This is a genomic window from Kaistia geumhonensis (genome assembly GCF_030815145.1).
Lineage (GTDB): Bacteria > Pseudomonadota > Alphaproteobacteria > Rhizobiales > Kaistiaceae > Kaistia > Kaistia geumhonensis.
Window position 1 is genome coordinate 4,254,517 of sequence record NZ_JAUSWJ010000001.1, and the last position, 14,581, is coordinate 4,269,097.

Annotated in this window: 15 protein-coding genes; 7 read left to right on the top strand and 8 right to left on the bottom strand. The window is 69.9% G+C overall.

The features are described from left to right. The first annotated feature begins 4 nt into the window (after window positions 1-4). Both iolG and QO015_RS20215 read left to right on the top strand, forming a co-directional pair. Window positions 5-1,000: an inositol 2-dehydrogenase gene (iolG, locus tag QO015_RS20210; protein WP_266283916.1), complete on the top strand. Its 996-nt coding sequence runs from the start codon at window positions 5-7 to the stop codon at window positions 998-1,000. 189 nt (window positions 1,001-1,189) lie between these two features. Then, window positions 1,190-2,062, top strand: a complete 873-nt coding sequence (locus QO015_RS20215) for a glycerophosphodiester phosphodiesterase (protein ID WP_266283917.1) — start codon at window positions 1,190-1,192, stop codon at window positions 2,060-2,062. Here QO015_RS20215 and QO015_RS20220 read toward each other — a convergent pair. The 3 genes from QO015_RS20220 to QO015_RS20230 all read right to left on the bottom strand — a co-directional run bounded on the left by QO015_RS20220 (window position 2,032) and on the right by QO015_RS20230 (window position 5,652). Beyond that, window positions 2,032-2,850 (bottom strand): inositol monophosphatase family protein, encoded by an 819-nt coding sequence (locus QO015_RS20220; protein ID WP_266283919.1) that lies wholly within the window; start codon window positions 2,848-2,850, stop codon window positions 2,032-2,034. The genes QO015_RS20215 and QO015_RS20220 overlap by 31 nt on opposite strands. A gap of 67 nt (window positions 2,851-2,917) precedes the next feature. Next, entirely contained in the window at window positions 2,918-3,364 is a 447-nt protein-coding gene (gene cueR, locus QO015_RS20225; protein WP_266283921.1) for a Cu(I)-responsive transcriptional regulator, read from the bottom strand. Beyond that, on the bottom strand, window positions 3,361-5,652 hold the full coding sequence (locus QO015_RS20230; RefSeq protein WP_266283922.1) for a heavy metal translocating P-type ATPase: 2,292 nt from the start codon (window positions 5,650-5,652) through the stop codon (window positions 3,361-3,363). The genes cueR and QO015_RS20230 overlap by 4 nt, the downstream gene beginning before the upstream one ends. 141 nt (window positions 5,653-5,793) lie before the next feature. On the opposite strand from QO015_RS20230, the gene QO015_RS20235 reads away from it, so the two are divergent. Both QO015_RS20235 and QO015_RS20240 read left to right on the top strand, forming a co-directional pair. Next, a complete protein-coding gene (locus QO015_RS20235; protein ID WP_266283924.1) occupies window positions 5,794-6,021 on the top strand; it encodes a heavy-metal-associated domain-containing protein in 228 nt (75 codons plus the stop codon). Between the two features lie 78 nt (window positions 6,022-6,099). Next, a complete protein-coding gene (locus QO015_RS20240) occupies window positions 6,100-6,318 on the top strand; it encodes a hypothetical protein (RefSeq protein WP_266283926.1) in 219 nt (72 codons plus the stop codon). Between the two features lie 190 nt (window positions 6,319-6,508). Here QO015_RS20240 and QO015_RS20245 read toward each other — a convergent pair whose 3' ends face one another. From QO015_RS20245 to QO015_RS20260, 4 genes are all read right to left on the bottom strand, one after another. Further along, complete coding sequence (locus tag QO015_RS20245; protein ID WP_266283927.1) at window positions 6,509-6,727, bottom strand: hypothetical protein; 219 nt, start codon at window positions 6,725-6,727, stop codon at window positions 6,509-6,511. A gap of 66 nt (window positions 6,728-6,793) precedes the next feature. Then, window positions 6,794-8,302: an FGGY-family carbohydrate kinase gene (locus QO015_RS20250; RefSeq protein ID WP_266283928.1), complete on the bottom strand. Its 1,509-nt coding sequence runs from the start codon at window positions 8,300-8,302 to the stop codon at window positions 6,794-6,796. A 4-nt stretch (window positions 8,303-8,306) separates the two neighbouring features. After that, a complete protein-coding gene (locus QO015_RS20255; protein ID WP_266283930.1) occupies window positions 8,307-9,107 on the bottom strand; it encodes a BtpA/SgcQ family protein in 801 nt (266 codons plus the stop codon). 70 nt (window positions 9,108-9,177) lie between these two features. After that, entirely contained in the window at window positions 9,178-10,023 is an 846-nt protein-coding gene (locus QO015_RS20260) for a DeoR/GlpR family DNA-binding transcription regulator (RefSeq protein ID WP_266283932.1), read from the bottom strand. A 149-nt stretch (window positions 10,024-10,172) separates the two neighbouring features. On the opposite strand from QO015_RS20260, the gene QO015_RS20265 reads away from it, so the two are divergent. The 3 genes from QO015_RS20265 (at window position 10,173) to QO015_RS20275 (ending at window position 13,297) form a co-directional block, all read left to right on the top strand. Next, window positions 10,173-10,955, top strand: a complete 783-nt coding sequence (locus QO015_RS20265) for an SDR family NAD(P)-dependent oxidoreductase (RefSeq protein WP_266283934.1) — start codon at window positions 10,173-10,175, stop codon at window positions 10,953-10,955. A 54-nt stretch (window positions 10,956-11,009) separates the two neighbouring features. Further along, window positions 11,010-12,269: a chloride channel protein gene (locus QO015_RS20270; protein ID WP_266283936.1), complete on the top strand. Its 1,260-nt coding sequence runs from the start codon at window positions 11,010-11,012 to the stop codon at window positions 12,267-12,269. 68 nt (window positions 12,270-12,337) lie between these two features. After that, window positions 12,338-13,297, top strand: coding sequence for an NAD-dependent epimerase/dehydratase family protein (locus QO015_RS20275; protein ID WP_266283938.1), 960 nt, complete (start codon window positions 12,338-12,340; stop codon window positions 13,295-13,297). A 10-nt stretch (window positions 13,298-13,307) separates the two neighbouring features. Here QO015_RS20275 and QO015_RS20280 read toward each other — a convergent pair whose 3' ends face one another. After that, a complete protein-coding gene (locus QO015_RS20280; protein ID WP_266283939.1) occupies window positions 13,308-14,510 on the bottom strand; it encodes an MFS transporter in 1,203 nt (400 codons plus the stop codon). Window positions 14,511-14,581: the final 71 nt, after the last annotated feature.

The window sequence follows — 14,581 nt, forward strand, 5'->3', positions numbered from 1 at the left end:
ACAGATGACCGTGAGACTGGGACTTCTCGGCGCCGGCCGCATCGGCAAGGTGCATGCCGCCGCCATCGCCGCCGTGCCGGGTGCGAGCCTCGTCGCCGTGGCCGACGCCTTCCCGGACGCGGCGAGGGCGCTCGCCGCCTCGACCGGCGCCGAAGTGCGCGAGGCCGACGCGATCATGGCCGCGTCCGACATCGACGCCGTGCTGATCACGACGCCCACCGACCTGCATGCGACGATGATCGAGCAGGCGGCGAAGGCCGGCAAGGCGATCTTCTGCGAGAAGCCGATCGATCTCGACGTGCAGCGCGTGCGCGATTGCCTCGCCGTGGTCGCGAAGGCCGGCGTGCCGCTGATGGTCGGCTTCAACCGCCGCTTCGACCCGAACTTCGTCGAGGTCCGCCGCCAGATCGACGCCGGGACGATCGGCAAGGTCGAGATGGTGTCGATCACCTCGCGCGATCCGGCGCCGCCGCCGGCCGATTACATCAAGCGCTCGGGCGGTCTCTTCCGCGACATGACCATCCACGATTTCGACATGGCGCGCTTCCTGCTCGGCGAGGAGCCGGTCAGCGTGTTCGCCAGTGCCTCGGTCCTGGTCGATCCGGTCATCGGCGAGCTCGGCGATTATGACAGCGCCTCCGTGGTGCTCACCACCGCGTCGGGCCGCATCGCGCAGATCTCCAACACCCGCCGCGCCACCTATGGCTATGACCAGCGCATCGAAGTGCTGGGCGAGAAGGGCCTCGTCTCGGCCGAGAACCTGCGTGCCACCAATGTCGAGGTCGCGAATGCGGAGGGCTATCGCCGCGAGCCGCTGCTGAACTTCTTCATGACGCGCTACACCGAGGCCTACCGCGCCGAGATCGCCGCCTTCATCGCGACCATCGCCGCCGGCAAGCCGGTGAGCCCGAGCGGCGAGGACGGGCTGCGTGCGCTGCTGCTCGCCGAGGCCGCGCTGCGCTCGGCGAAGGAAAAGCGCGCCATCGAGGTCGCCGCCTGACGCGACTGCACGCGGCGCCGGGGGGTATCTGCGCCGCCAAGCTTCTTCGTCGGCTGTTTCACGGTTCTGTCACCGCCCGCTCATAGGGTCCGCCCGTCTCGATCCGGGCGGACGGATTCCCGTGCTCCAGCGCGTGACTGGCGGGAACGGCTTCCGCCGCGATCGTCATCCGGCTGAAGAGTGACAATCATGGCTGATGCGGTACCCTTCTCCGATCCGGGGCTGGCGCTCGTCGTGGGCGACCATGTCGTCTGCCTGAAATGGCACCGGATGAAGCGCCGCATCGGCGACGTTCCCTTCACCGCCAGCATCCTCGCCGAAGCCTTCGCTCTCGGAGCCTCGTCGGAAATCGATCTGCGCGTCACCGGCGATGACGGCTTCGCGGTCCTCCACGACGCGACGCTCGATCGCGAAACGACCGGACACGGCGCCGTTGCCGCTTCGAGCGACGCGATGCTCCGCGCGCTCCATATGCGCACGCCGGACGGCGAGCCGACCAGCGAGCCGCTGCTGCTGCTGGACGATCTCGCGGCTCTCGCCGTGCGGGATGCGGCGGACGGAACGCTCGTCCAGCTCGATCTCAAGGAAGAGGCGGCGGCGATCACCGACCGCGTCGTGGAGCGCTTCGCCGCGACGCTGGCGCCGGTGGCCGATCGCTTCATCCTCTCGGGCGGCGATCTCGCGGCTGTCCGCCGGCTCGCCGATGCGGTGCCGGGGCTCGCGGCCGGCTACGACCCGTGCGACCCGGGCGTCATCGCGCCGCTTCAGACGGCGGAGGACTTCGCCCGCTTCACGGACGATGCGATCGCGGCGTCCGGCGCCATGGCGATGATCTATCTCGCTTATCCGCTGGTGCTGAAGGCCGATGCGAGCGGCTTCGACATGATCGGGGCGTTCCATGCCGCCGGGAAGCGGGTCGATGCCTGGACGCTGAACACGACCCATCCGGACGCGGCCGCCTCCCTCGCCCGGCTGGTGGCGCTTCGCGCCGACCAGATCACCACCGACGAGCCGCTCCGCCTCGCCGCGCTCTATGCGAAGAGCGACACCAGCCAGGGGTGAAGCGCGGGATTGGCGGCGAGGATCGCCCCGCCTTCGTCGACCGGCGCGCCCGAGAACCCCGTGACGATGCCGCCCGCCTCGGCGACCACCAGCGCCGCCGCGGCATAGTCGAGCGGCGAGAGGCTGTCCTCGAAGAAGGCGTCGTGCCGCGAGGCCGCCACCGCGCACAGGCTGAGCGCCGCCGAGCCCAGGCGGCGGACGCCCGCCGCCGTGTCGATGACGGTGCGCAGCGCGCGGTGATAGGTCTCGACCTCGACGCTGCGCACCTGCCCCGGCACGGGCAGGCTGGCGCCGATCAGCGCCTCGTGGGGCGCGAGGGTGCGGTCGATGTGGAGTCGCTCGCCATTGCGAAAGGCGCCGCGGCCTTTCTCGGCGACGAAGGCCTCGCCGAAGGAGGGATCGAGCACGACGCCGGCGACGGTCTCGCCGTCTTCTTCGAGCGCGATGCAGATGCCAAAGAAGGGAAGTCCCCAGGCGAAATTGGTGGTGCCGTCGATCGGGTCGATCAGGAAGCGGCGTCCCGTCCCGGCGATCGCCGTCTCTTCCTCGCCGAGGATCGCCGCATCGGGAAAACGCGCGGCGAGCACGGCGGTGATCGCCCGTTCCGAGGCGATGTCGGCCGCGGTCTGGAAATCGCGCGCGCCCTTCAGCGTGAGCCGCCCGCGCTCGTGCCGCCCGCCGAGATCTGCGATCGCCCCGGCACCGGCCAGCGCCGCCTCCAGCATCGCTGCGGTGAGCGGCGAGGGCGCGATGGCGGGGATGGTCACGAGTTCGGCGAGTGAGAGCATCGGGATGACTTTCCGGTGGCAATGGTCCGGAGCATCCTGGCGCGGATGCGTGACCGTTTCGTGCCGGTCATCGCCGCCTGAAGCCGGTCCGCTGCGTCACTCCCGCACCGGCCGTGTCGTCGTCGCTGCCCTCGGCGAGGTCGTCGAGGATCGGACAGTCCGGCCGATGGTCGCCATGGCAATGGCCGGCGAGATGCGCGAGGGTCCGCGCCATGCCCTGCAATTCGCGGATGCGGCGCTCGATATCGGCGACATGGCCCAGCGCGATCCGCTTCACCTCGGCGCTCTCGCGGCCCTTGTCGCGCCAGAGCGCCAGCAGCGCCGTCATCTCGTCGACCGAGAAGCCGAGGTCGCGGGCGCGGCGGATGAAGCGCAGCGTCTCGACGTCGTTGCGGTCATAGGTCCGGTATCCGGCCTCCGTCCGCGCGGCATCGGCGATGAGGCCGATGCGCTCGTAGTAGCGGATCATCTTGGCCGAGACGCCCGAGGCGCGGGCCGCTTCGCCGATATTCATGCCGTTCCCTCCCTTCCGAAGCGCGAGAGGCGGAGCGCGTTGCCGACCACGAACACGCTGGAGAGCGCCATCGCCGCCGCGCCCAGCATCGGCGAGAGCAGGATGCCGAACGGGACATAGAGCAGTCCGGCCGCCACCGGGATCAGCGCCGCGTTGTAGGCGAAGGCCCAGAAGAGGTTCTCGCGGATATTGCGCATCGTCGCCCGCGACAGGCCGATCGCCCGCACGACTCCCATGAGGTCGCCCGACATCAGCACGACATCGGCGCTTTCGATCGCGACATCGGTGCCGGTGCCGATGGCGACGCCGATATCGGCGGCGGCGAGCGCCGGCGCGTCGTTGATGCCGTCGCCGACAAAGGCGACGCGGGCGCCACCGGCCTTGAGCTCGGCGACCACGGCCGCCTTGCCCTCGGGCAGGATGCCGGCCCGCACATCGTCGATGCCGGCCGCGCGTGCCACCGCCCGCGCCGTCGCCTCGCCATCGCCGGTCACCATCACCACGCGCCGGCCGAGCTTGCGAAGCGCGGCGATGGCCGCGGCGCTCGACGGCTTCAGCGCATCGGCGACGGCGAGGACGCCGGACGCCTTGCCCTCGACAGCGACGAAGACCGGCGTCGTGCCGCTCGCGGCGAGCCGCGCCGCATCGGCGGCGAGCGGCGACATGTCGATGCCTTCGGCGCTGAGGAAGCGCTCGCTGCCGACGAGGACCGCGCGGCCCTCGACACGGGCGCGAACGCCATGGCCCGCCACCGCCTCGAAGGCGTCGATGGCAGGGAGCGTCAGCTGCTCGGCCTCCGCCGCTGCCACCAGTGCGCGGGCGAGCGGATGCTCCGACCGGCTCTCGGCCGCGGCGACCAGTGCGAGCAGAGCCGCGCGATCCTGACCGGATGCCGGGACGAACTCGGTCAGGCGGGGCTTCCCTTCCGTCAGCGTGCCGGTCTTGTCGAGCGCGATCACCTCGGCCCCGGCGAGCGCCTGCAGGGCGTCGCCCTGGCGGAAGAGCACGCCGAGCGATGCCGCCCGCCCGGTGCCGACCATGATGGAGACCGGCGTCGCAAGGCCCATGGCGCAGGGGCAGGCGATGATGAGCACCGCCACGGCATTGACCAGCGCATTGGCGAGCGACGGCTCCGGCCCGAGGAAGTACCAGCCGAGGAAGGTCGCCACCGCGACCGCGATCACCGCCGGAACGAAGATACCGGTGATGCGGTCGACCAGCGCCGCGATCGGCAGCTTCGCGCCCTGCGCCTCCTCGACCATGCGCACGATGCCCGCCAGCGCGGTATCGGCACCGACCCGCTCGGCGCGAAAGGTGAAGCTGCCGGTGCCGTTGACCGTGCCGCCGGTGACCGCGCTGCCCGGCCGCTTGGCGACCGGTGCCGGCTCGCCGGTGATCATCGATTCGTCGACATGCGAGGCGCCCTCGGTGACGCTGCCGTCGACGGGAATGCGTTCGCCCGGCCTGACGACGACGAGGTCGCCGACGAGGACCTGCTCGATCGGCAGTTCGACGGGCCCGGCGCCGTCGCGGCTGACCCGGGCCGTGCGCGGCGACAGCTTGACCAGCGCGGCGATGGCTGCGCCGGTGCGGCCCTTGGCGCGGGCTTCGAGAAGCCGGCCGAGCAGGATCAGCGTCACGATGACCGCCGCCGCCTCGAAATAGAGCGCACCGTTGCCGGCCGGGATCAGGCCGGGCGCGAAGGTGACGACGCTCGAATAGAGCCAGGCGGCACCGGCGCCGAGCGCGACCAGCGCGTTCATCTCCGGCGCGCCGCGCAGCAAAGCGGGAATGCCGCTGGTAAAGAAGCGGCGGCCCGGAATGGCGAGGACCAGCGTCGCCAGCAGCCATTGCAGCAGCGCGTTCCACGGGCCGAGGGTCATCATCGTCCAGTGATGGAAGGCCGGAACGAGATGGCCACCCATCTCGACGACGACGATCGGCAGCGTGAGCGCGGCGGCGAGCGCGAGATCGCGGCCGAGCCCGGTCGCCTGGTGGTCGTGATGGGCCGCATGGTCGCGCCGCGGCGTATCGGCCTCGAGCCGCACTGCCTGGTAGCCGGCGGCGGCGACGGCCTTCTCGAGCGCGCCGGCCGACACGCCATGGGCATGCACGGTCGCCCGTTCGGTGGCGAGATTGACGCTCGCGGCATCGACGCCCGGCACCGCCTTCAGCGCCTTCTCCACGCGCGAGACGCAGGAAGCGCAGCTCATGCCCTCGATGGAAAGGTCGACCCGGCTCGACGGGCCGTCTCCGGCGAAACTCTCGTGATGGGGATGCTGCGTCATCGGTTCTGCCCGGTCGTTGCGGTTCTGATGACGGATCAGATAGAGCTTCCCATCATGGGAAGGTCAAGCCCCCGATCCGGGGTTCTCGTCGCTCTTGACCTTGCCACGATGGCAAGCCCCAGATTGCGGCATGGATCAACCATGATCGACAAACCCGAAAGGATCGACCCCATGCTCACCTTCACGGTCCCCGACATGAGCTGCGGCCACTGCGCGTCCACGATCGGCAAGGCGGCGCGCGAGGCGGCGCCCGGCGCGGAGGTCCGGGTCGATCTCGCGACGAAGCGGGTGGAGATCGACGGCGCCGCCGACGCCGCCACGGTGGCGGCCGCCATCCGCGCCGCCGGCTACGAGCCGGCCTCGGCCTGAGCCAGGCACGCGCGACACGGGAACGAAAGACGGGCTGCCGTCTTGAGTCGATGACGTTCACCGCTCAGGAGGTGTGAAATGGTCGTCGACAAGGTCTTGAATAGCATTGTTCCCGGCCGCGCGGCCCGCGAGGAGAAGAAGGTCAAGGAGGGGAAGCTCGACGAGGAGCTGCGGGAAACGTTCCCGACCAGTGATCCGCTCGCCTCGACGCAACCCGGCTCCGGCGTCACCGGCGCAGAGGTCAAGGCGCTGCATCCCTCGCCGTCGCAGATCGCGGCCAAGCGCCGTCCGGCCTGAGCCCCTCGGGAATGACGAACGAAGCCCGGCCAGTCGCCGGGCTTTATCGTGCCTCAGAGAGCCAGCCATAGCGCATCGTCACGCCCGGGCTCGTCCCCGGCGCTTTCGTGCCGGTTCAGGCGGATCCGGTCATGGCCAGGGTGAGCCCGGCCATGACGATAGGAAGTGTCCGTGCGGCCGAGGGGCCGTTTCAGCGCTCGTCGATCTCGCGGCTCTCGTCGCCGACATCCTCGTCGTCGAATTCGATGACCGCGTGACGCTCGCCGCCGGGATCGGGGAGTGGCGCATCCTGGTTGGGGTCGGCCACATCCTCCGCCTGCTGCTGGCGGATATTGTCGTCGTCGTTGGAAAAGCCGCCCTGCTGCCGTTCGTCGGTGTTGGCGTAGGGCCTCGGGTCGAGTTCGGTCATGGACGTCCTCCGTCTTGCGAGTGGGCTCGACGAAGGGTGAATGCGGCGATGGCGGCGGGGTTCCGCTCAGTCCATCGCGAAGACGGGCTTCAGCGCCTCATAGGCGGCGCGGTAGCGCGCATAGCCGCGGTCATAGACGGCGCGATTGGCCGGATCGGGCTCGATCAGATCGCCATGCCGCGCGAGCACCGAGACGCCCGACCAGTCCGACGAAAGACCGCTGCCGATCGCCGCGACCCAGGCGGCGCCGACCGAGGAGCCGTGCGGATTGTCGAGCAGGCGCACCGGCAGCCCGACCACATCGGCGACGATCTGCATCCACACGCGGCTGCGCGTTCCGCCATCCGAGGCGAAGACGCGGGTCGGCCGATGGCCCATCTCCACCAGCACGTCGAGATGATGGCGGAAGCCGTAGGCGACGGCTTCCAGCAGCGCGCGCCAGAGATGGCCCTTGCCATGCCCGAGGCTGAGGCCCGTGAAGGTGCCGCGCGCCAGCGGATCATGGATCGGGGTCTTCTCGCCGAGGAAATAGGGAAGGCAGAGCACGCCGTCCGAACCCGCCGGCACCGAGGCCGCCAGCCTGTCGAGCGCGACATGCGGGCGCTCGTCGCCGTCCTCGGCGCCGATCAGGCCTGCCAGCCAGTTGAGCGCCGAGCCCGAGGCGGCCATGCAGCCGTTCGGCGCATAGAGCCCCGGCACGAGGTGGTAGTCGAGATAGAGCCGCGGGTCGGGCGTCGCCTCGGCCGTCGCGACGACGATGTCGCCGGCGCCGCCGAATTTGAGCAGCACGTCGCCCGGCGCCGCGATGCCGGCGGCGAGCGCCGAGGCGATGTGGTCGGCCGCGCCGCCGAAGACCGGAAGTCCTTCCGGCAATCCGGTCGCCGCCGCGGCCTCGGCCGAGACGTGGCCCATCAGCTCATGCGTCACCGTCCGGTCGGGAACCGCGTCGCGCGCGATGCCGGCGAGGGCGACGAGATCGGCGGCGATGCGGTTGTCGGAAAGATCGGTGAAGCCGGCCTCGAGCGCCCAGTTCTGCTCGACGGCGCGGCGACCGGTGAGGCGGTAATTCACATAGTCGTAGGAGCCGAACACCGTCGCGATGCGGGCGAACACGTCAGCCTCGTGGCGGGCGATCCAGCGCAGCTTGGCGGCGACGAGCTGCTGGTTCACGCCATTGCCGGCGCGGGCGAGGAAGGCGGCCTCGTCGAGTTCCGCCTTCAGCGCCTCGACCTCGGCGCCGACCCGGCCGTCGCTCTGCTGGATGCTGGGACGCAGGACATTGCCCGCCGCGTCGAGCAGGACGACGGCGGGCAGCATGCCGGTCACGCAGAGCCCGGCGAGGCTCGCGCCGCCGCCGGGGAGGGCGGCGACGATCTCCTTCAGCACGGCGACGCTGTTCGTCCACCATTCGGCCGGATCCTCCTCGGCCCAGCCGGGATGCGGCGAGGACAGGGAGACGGGCCGCGAGGCGACATGCACGATCTCGCCCGGCATGCGCACCGCGATGCCGATGGTGGAGGTCGTGCCGATGTCGAGGCCGATGACGGTATCGGGCGAAGCCGCTGGAGCGCTCATGCTGTCAGGCGAATTCCTCGACGACATCCATGAAGCGCTTGACCCGCTCGGCGTCGACCGCGTTCCAGGTGTCGCCGTCGACCTTGAAATGGGTGCCGACGATCACGCCGTCCGCCAGCGAGAGAACCTCGCGGACATTCTCCAGCCGAACGCCGGTATTGGCGAAGATCGGCACGGTCTTGACGGCGTCGGCGACGGCCTTGAGGTCCGAGGTCTCGGCCGGCTGGCCGGTGATCGGGCCCGAGACGAGGATCGCGTCGGCGAGCGAGGAGAAGACGGCGCTCTTGGCGCGCAGCGCGATCGGCCGGTGATCGAGGCTCGCGGCGAATTCGGCGTTGATGTTGAAGAGGAGCTTGAGGTCGGGCCGGCCGAGGTCGCGGCGAAGGCGCAGCGCCTCGGCGGCGGAGGGCTGCCACAGGCCCATGTCGGAGGCGAAGAGGCCGGTGAAGATCTCGCGGGCGAAGGAGGCGCCGGTCGCGCAGGCGATGGCGACCGAGGCGGACGGGTCCCAGAGATAGTTGACGCCGAACGGCACCTTGAGCGTCGGCTTCAGCGCCTGGATCACCGCCGTCATCGCGGCGAGCGTCGCCGGCGAGGCCTTGAAGACATAGGGCCGGTCGTTCTCGTTGCCGAACATCACCGAATGGATGCCGCCGGCCTGCAGCTTCTCCAGATCGGCGCCCGCGTCGTCGATCAGCTTCTGGACGCCGCCATCGGCGTCGTAGAGCGGCGTGCCGGGCAGCGCGCCGATATGCACCATGCCGACCACCACCTTGCGGCGCGCGCCGAAGAAATCAAACACCATGCCCTTCGTCCTCTGGGGGCGGCCGCCGGTCGTTCCGGCGCCGCATTGCCAATCTTGAATCTGCGGGCCGTCAGGCCCGTTCCGCGCCGGCCGCCGCCACGATCACCTCCACCTCAGCTGCCTCCAGCGCCCGGGCGAGATGGCCGGGCGGCGGCGCGTCGGTGACGATGACATCCGCGCCTGCGACGTCGCAGACGCGGGCGAGCGAGCGATGATCGAATTTCGAGGAATCGCAGAGGATGACCACCTGGTCGGCGCGAGCGATGAAAGCCCGCTTCACCTCGCTGTCCTCGACCGAATAATCGAAGAAGCCGGCCTCGATCAGTCCGGAAACGCCGATGAACACGCGATCGAGATTGTAGTTGGCGAGCTCGCCCACCGCGCGCGATCCGACGACCGACTGCTCGGGATTGCGAACCTCGCCGCCGAGCACATAGACGGGGCTCTTCGAGGCCGAGAGCACCATCGCGGCGCGCAGGCTGTTGGTGAAGACCCGCAGATCGGAGCGATCGACGATCGCCTCCGCCAGCGTCAGCGTCGACGTGCCGACATCGAGGCCGATCGTCTCGCTGGGCCCGATCAGGCGCGCGGCGGCGTGGGCGATGGCGGCCTTCTCGCGGGCGTTGCGATGACGGCGGCGCTTGAAGGCCGGCTCCTCGAGATCGAACACCTCGCGCGGACTGGTGGCGGCCGAAACGGCGCCGCCATGCGTGCGGGCGAGCAGGCCGCGCTCCTCGAGGACGACGAGATCGCGACGGATCGTCATCTCCGATACGTTCAGGTTGGAAGCGATCTGCGAGACCGAGACGAAACCGTCCATCTCGACCACGTCGAGGATGAGCGACTGCCGCGCCCCGGCCGGCATGCGGCCGAAGCCGACGGCGGGATCGTAGGTGGGGAAGTCGTCGGGCTGCATCGATCGGGGGCTCCTGTCCGGACGCGGCGGCGTTCAGACTGAAACAGGTTCGCACATATCCGAACATGAGCCGGAAGTTCGGCGTTGTAAAGTGTGCGGATTTGCGTTTCCCTACGGCCATTCGACAGCATGCGCAGGAGCGACCAGTCATGGCGGGCATTTTCGACCTCTCGGGCCGGAAGGCCTTCGTCACCGGCGGCGCGAAGGGCATCGGCGCCGCGATCGTCCGGGCGCTCGACCGTGCCGGAGCCACCGTCGCCATCGCCGATCTCGACGTGATGGCGGCCCAGAACGTGATCGCCGGACTCGCCAATGGCGGCTTCGCGGTCGAGATCGACGTCACCAGGCGCGCCTCGGTGCAGCATGCCTTCGACCAGGCGGTGGAAGGGCTCGGCGGCATCGATATCGTCTGCGCCAATGCCGGCGTCTCGACGATGCGGCCGGCGATCGACCTCACCGACGAGGACTGGGACTTCAACTTCGACGTCAATGCGCGCGGTGTCTTCCTGACCAACCAGATCGCGGTGCGCTACTTCCTCGCCGAGAAGAAGCAGGCGGCGATCGTGAACACCGCCTCGCTGGCCGCCAAGGTCGGCGCGCCGCTGCTGGCCCACTACTCGGCGTCGAAGTTCGCGGTGTTCGGCTGGACGCAGGCGCTGGCCCGCGAGATGGCGCCGAAGGGGATCCGCGTCAACTGCGTCTGCCCCGGCTTCGTGAAGACCTCGATGCAGGAGCGCGAGATCATCTGGGAGGCGGAGCTGCGCGGCATGACGCCGGAGGCGGTGCGCGCCGAATATGTGTCGCTGACCCCGCTCGGCCGCATCGAGGAGCCCGAGGACGTCGCCGACGTGGTCGTCTTCCTCGCCTCCGACGCCGCCCGCTTCATGACCGGCCAGGGCATCAACATCACCGGCGGTGTCAGGATGGACTGATAGGCCGGAGCGGCGTATTGCGCCGGGGATCGACGCGGGCAGCGGAGCTGAACGATGAATCCCTGGCGTAGATATGCCCCTGTCTGGCAAAGGCGCGCCGCGACGACCATCGGCGCGGTGCTGATCGGACTGGTGGCTCTCGCCTTTGCCGGGGCGGCCGATGTCGCGCAGGAGGGCTTTGCCTGGCTCGTTGCCCGCTGGCCGCTGCTGCCGCTCGCGCTGACGCCCGCCGCCTATGCGCTGATCGCCTGGATGACACGGATGCTGGCGCCCGAGGCGCGCAGCTCCGGCATCCCGCAGGTCATCGCCGCGACCCACAACGCCGAATCGGAGGCCAATGAGCGGCTGACCTCGCTGAGAACGGCCGCGGTGAAGCTGGTGATGACGGTCCTCGCGCTCGGAGCCGGCGGTTCCGTCGGCCGCGAGGGACCGACGGTGCAGATCAGCGCCGCGATCATGAACGCCACGCACCGGCTGTTCCGCGTGCCGCTCACGGCCGCCGTCACCATCGCCGGCGGCGCGGCCGGCGTCTCGGCAGCCTTCAACACGCCGCTTGCCGGCGTCGCCTTCGCGATCGAGGAACTCGCCTCGGCCTATGAGCAGCGGCTCGCGCTGCTGACCATGGCAGCCGTGCTGATCGCCGGCCTCGTCAGCCTCGGCATCGCCGGCGATTACGTCTATTTCGGCGCGGTCCACGAATCGCTGTCGCTTCAGGCGGCGCTCGTCATCGCGCCGGTCGCGGGCGTCGCCGGCGGGCTTCTCGGCGGCCTTTTCTCGCGCATCGTGCTCTGGTTCACCTTCTCGGCCGCGGCGCCGATCCGCGCCATCCGCGCTCGACCCGTGGCGTGGGCGGCAGCGGCCGGTCTCCTTATCGCGGTGATCGGCATCGCCGGTGCCGGGCTCACCTGGGGCACCGGCTATGACGTGTCGCGCCGGATCATCGAGGGCGGTGCGGAACCGCTCTGGTTCGGCCCCGCCAAGATGCTGACGACGCTGCTGACCGCGCTTTCGGGCATTCCGGGCGGCATCTTCGCGCCCTCGCTCGCCGCCGGCACCGGCCTCGGCCAGATCATCGCCAGCCTCTTTCCCGGCGAGCCGGTGGGCGCCGTCGTCGTGCTCGGCATGATCGCCTATTTCGTCGGCGTCGTGCGCGCGCCGCTGACGGCGGTCCTCATCGTCTCGGAGATGACGGACGGCCACAGGCTGATCCTGCCGCTCTTCGCGACCGCGATCATCGCCGAGGGCGTCTCGGCGCTCGTCTCGCCCGAGCGGCTCTATCACGGCCTCTCGCGCGCCTTCCGCGATCCTGCCTGACAGTCGCCTGCGGGCTTGCGCGCGCCGGCGTCAGCGGCTCCTATGCGGGCCTCTCGCGGAGGAAAGCCATGTCACGCGTCGTCATCATCGGCGGCAGCGGCCATGTCGGCACCTATCTCGTGCCGCGTCTGGTCGAAGCCGGATTCCATGTCGTCAATGTCAGCCGCGGCCAGCGGCAGCCCTATACGCCGCACAAGGCCTGGGATGCCGTCGAGCAGGTGGCGATCGACCGCGACAGGGCCGAGGAGGCGGATGCCTTCGGCGGCGCGATCTTCGACCTGAAGCCCGACATCCTGATCGACATGACCTGCTTCACGCTGGCGAGCGCGCGCCAGATCGTCGAGGCGGTGAAGGGCGAGGTCGAGCATTTCCTGCATACCGGCACGATCTGGGTGCATGGCCCGAGCGTCACGGTGCCGACGACGGAGATGGAGCCGCGCCGGCCCTTCGGCGACTACGGCATCCAGAAGGCGGCCATCGAGGCCTATCTGCTGCACGAGGCGCGCCGCAACGGCTTCCCGGCCACGATCGTGCATCCCGGCCATATCGTCGGGCCGGGCTGGGCGCCGCTCAATCCGGAAGGCCATTTCGACACCGCCGTCTTCTCGCGGCTGGCGCGGGGCCAGCAACTGCGCATCCCGAATTTCGGGCTCGAGACGGTGCATCACGTTCATGCCGACGACGTCGCGCAGATGTTCATGCGCGCGATCGCCCGGCGGAGCGTCGCGATCGGCGAGGCCTTCCACACGGTATCGCCGGCGGCGGTGACGCTGCGCGGCTATGCCGAGCGCATGGCGGCCTGGTTCGGCCGCGAGGCCGATCTCGCCTTCCTGCCTTTTGCCGAATGGAAGATGCATTACGACGAGGCCACGGCGCAGGCGACCTACGACCATATCGCCCACAGCCCCAACTGCTCGATCGACAAGGCCCGCGCCATGCTCGGCTATGCGCCGCGCTATTCCTCGCTCGAGGCGGTGCAGGAATCGGTCGCGTGGCTGATCGAGAACGGCGAGGTCAAGGTGGCGTGAGGCCGTCTCCTCACGCTTTTTCGCGCTCCTCGGTCAGGAAATAGAGGAACGAGAGCGCGGGAAAGGCGAGGCCGGCGGCGACGATCGCCGGCCAGCCGAAGGCCTCGTGCAGCGGGCTCGCCACCGCCGAGCCGACGGCGCCGCCGAGGAAGAAGGTGGCGATGTAGAGCCCGTTCAGCCGGTTGCGGATCTGCGGCGCGAGCATGTAGAGCGCGCGCTGCCCGAACACCGTGTTGGCCTGCACGCAGAAATCGACCGCGAGCGCGGCGAGCGTCATCAGCGCGATCGACAGGAAATGGCCGCCGAGCCAGGCGAGCACGAAGGAGGCGAAGACGCCGGCGATCGCCGCGCCGGTGCCCAACCGCGTATGCCCGGCATCGGCCATCCGCCCGGCGATCGGCGCCGACAGCGCGCCCGCGGCGCCCGCCAGCGCGAAGAGCGCGATCTGCGATTGCGAATAGCCGAAGTCGGGACCGGCGAGTTCCAGCGGCACCGCGGTCCAGAACAGGCTGAAATCCGCGAACAGGAAGAACTGGTAGAAGGCGCGCCGGCGCAGCAGCGGTGTCGCGCGCCAGATGGTCCAGAGCGAGCGCAGCAATTCTGGATAGCTGTGCGACCCGCTCGGCGTCCGCCGCGGCAGGAAGCGCAGCAGCAGGAGCAGCAGCACGATCATGAAGGCGGCGGAGAGCGCGAAGACGCCGCGCCAGCCGACGATGTCGGAGAGGAAGCCCGAGATCGGCCGCGCCAGCAGGATGCCGACCATCAGCCCGCTCATGACGTTGCCGACCGTGCGGCCGCGATTCGCCTCGTCGGTCATCGAGGCCGCGAGCGGCACCAGCATCTGGATGACGCTCGACGAGAAGCCGATGAAGAGCGCCGCGCCGAGGAAGGGCAGGGCGGTCGGCGCCAGCGCCGTCAGGACGAGCGCGACGGACGTCACCGCCACCGCGATGGTGATCAGCCTCTTGTTCTCGACGATGTCGCCGAGCGGCACTAGAAGCACGAGCCCGCAGCCATAGCCGATCTGCGTCAGCGTCACGACGAGGCTCGCCACATGCGGCGACAGGCCGACATCGGGGCCGATCAGCTTGATGAGCGGCTGAGCGTAATAGAGGTTGGCCGCGATCGCGCCGCAGGCGCAGGCGAGCAGGATCGTCAGCGCCGGCGTGATCTTCGGATGCGGCGCGGGGATCGCGGAGGGGGTGGACGTCATGGGGGGTATGCCTTGGCGGACGGCCGCTGCGGCCGGCGGGGCCAAGACATGCCAGCTTTCGTCCGTGAAAC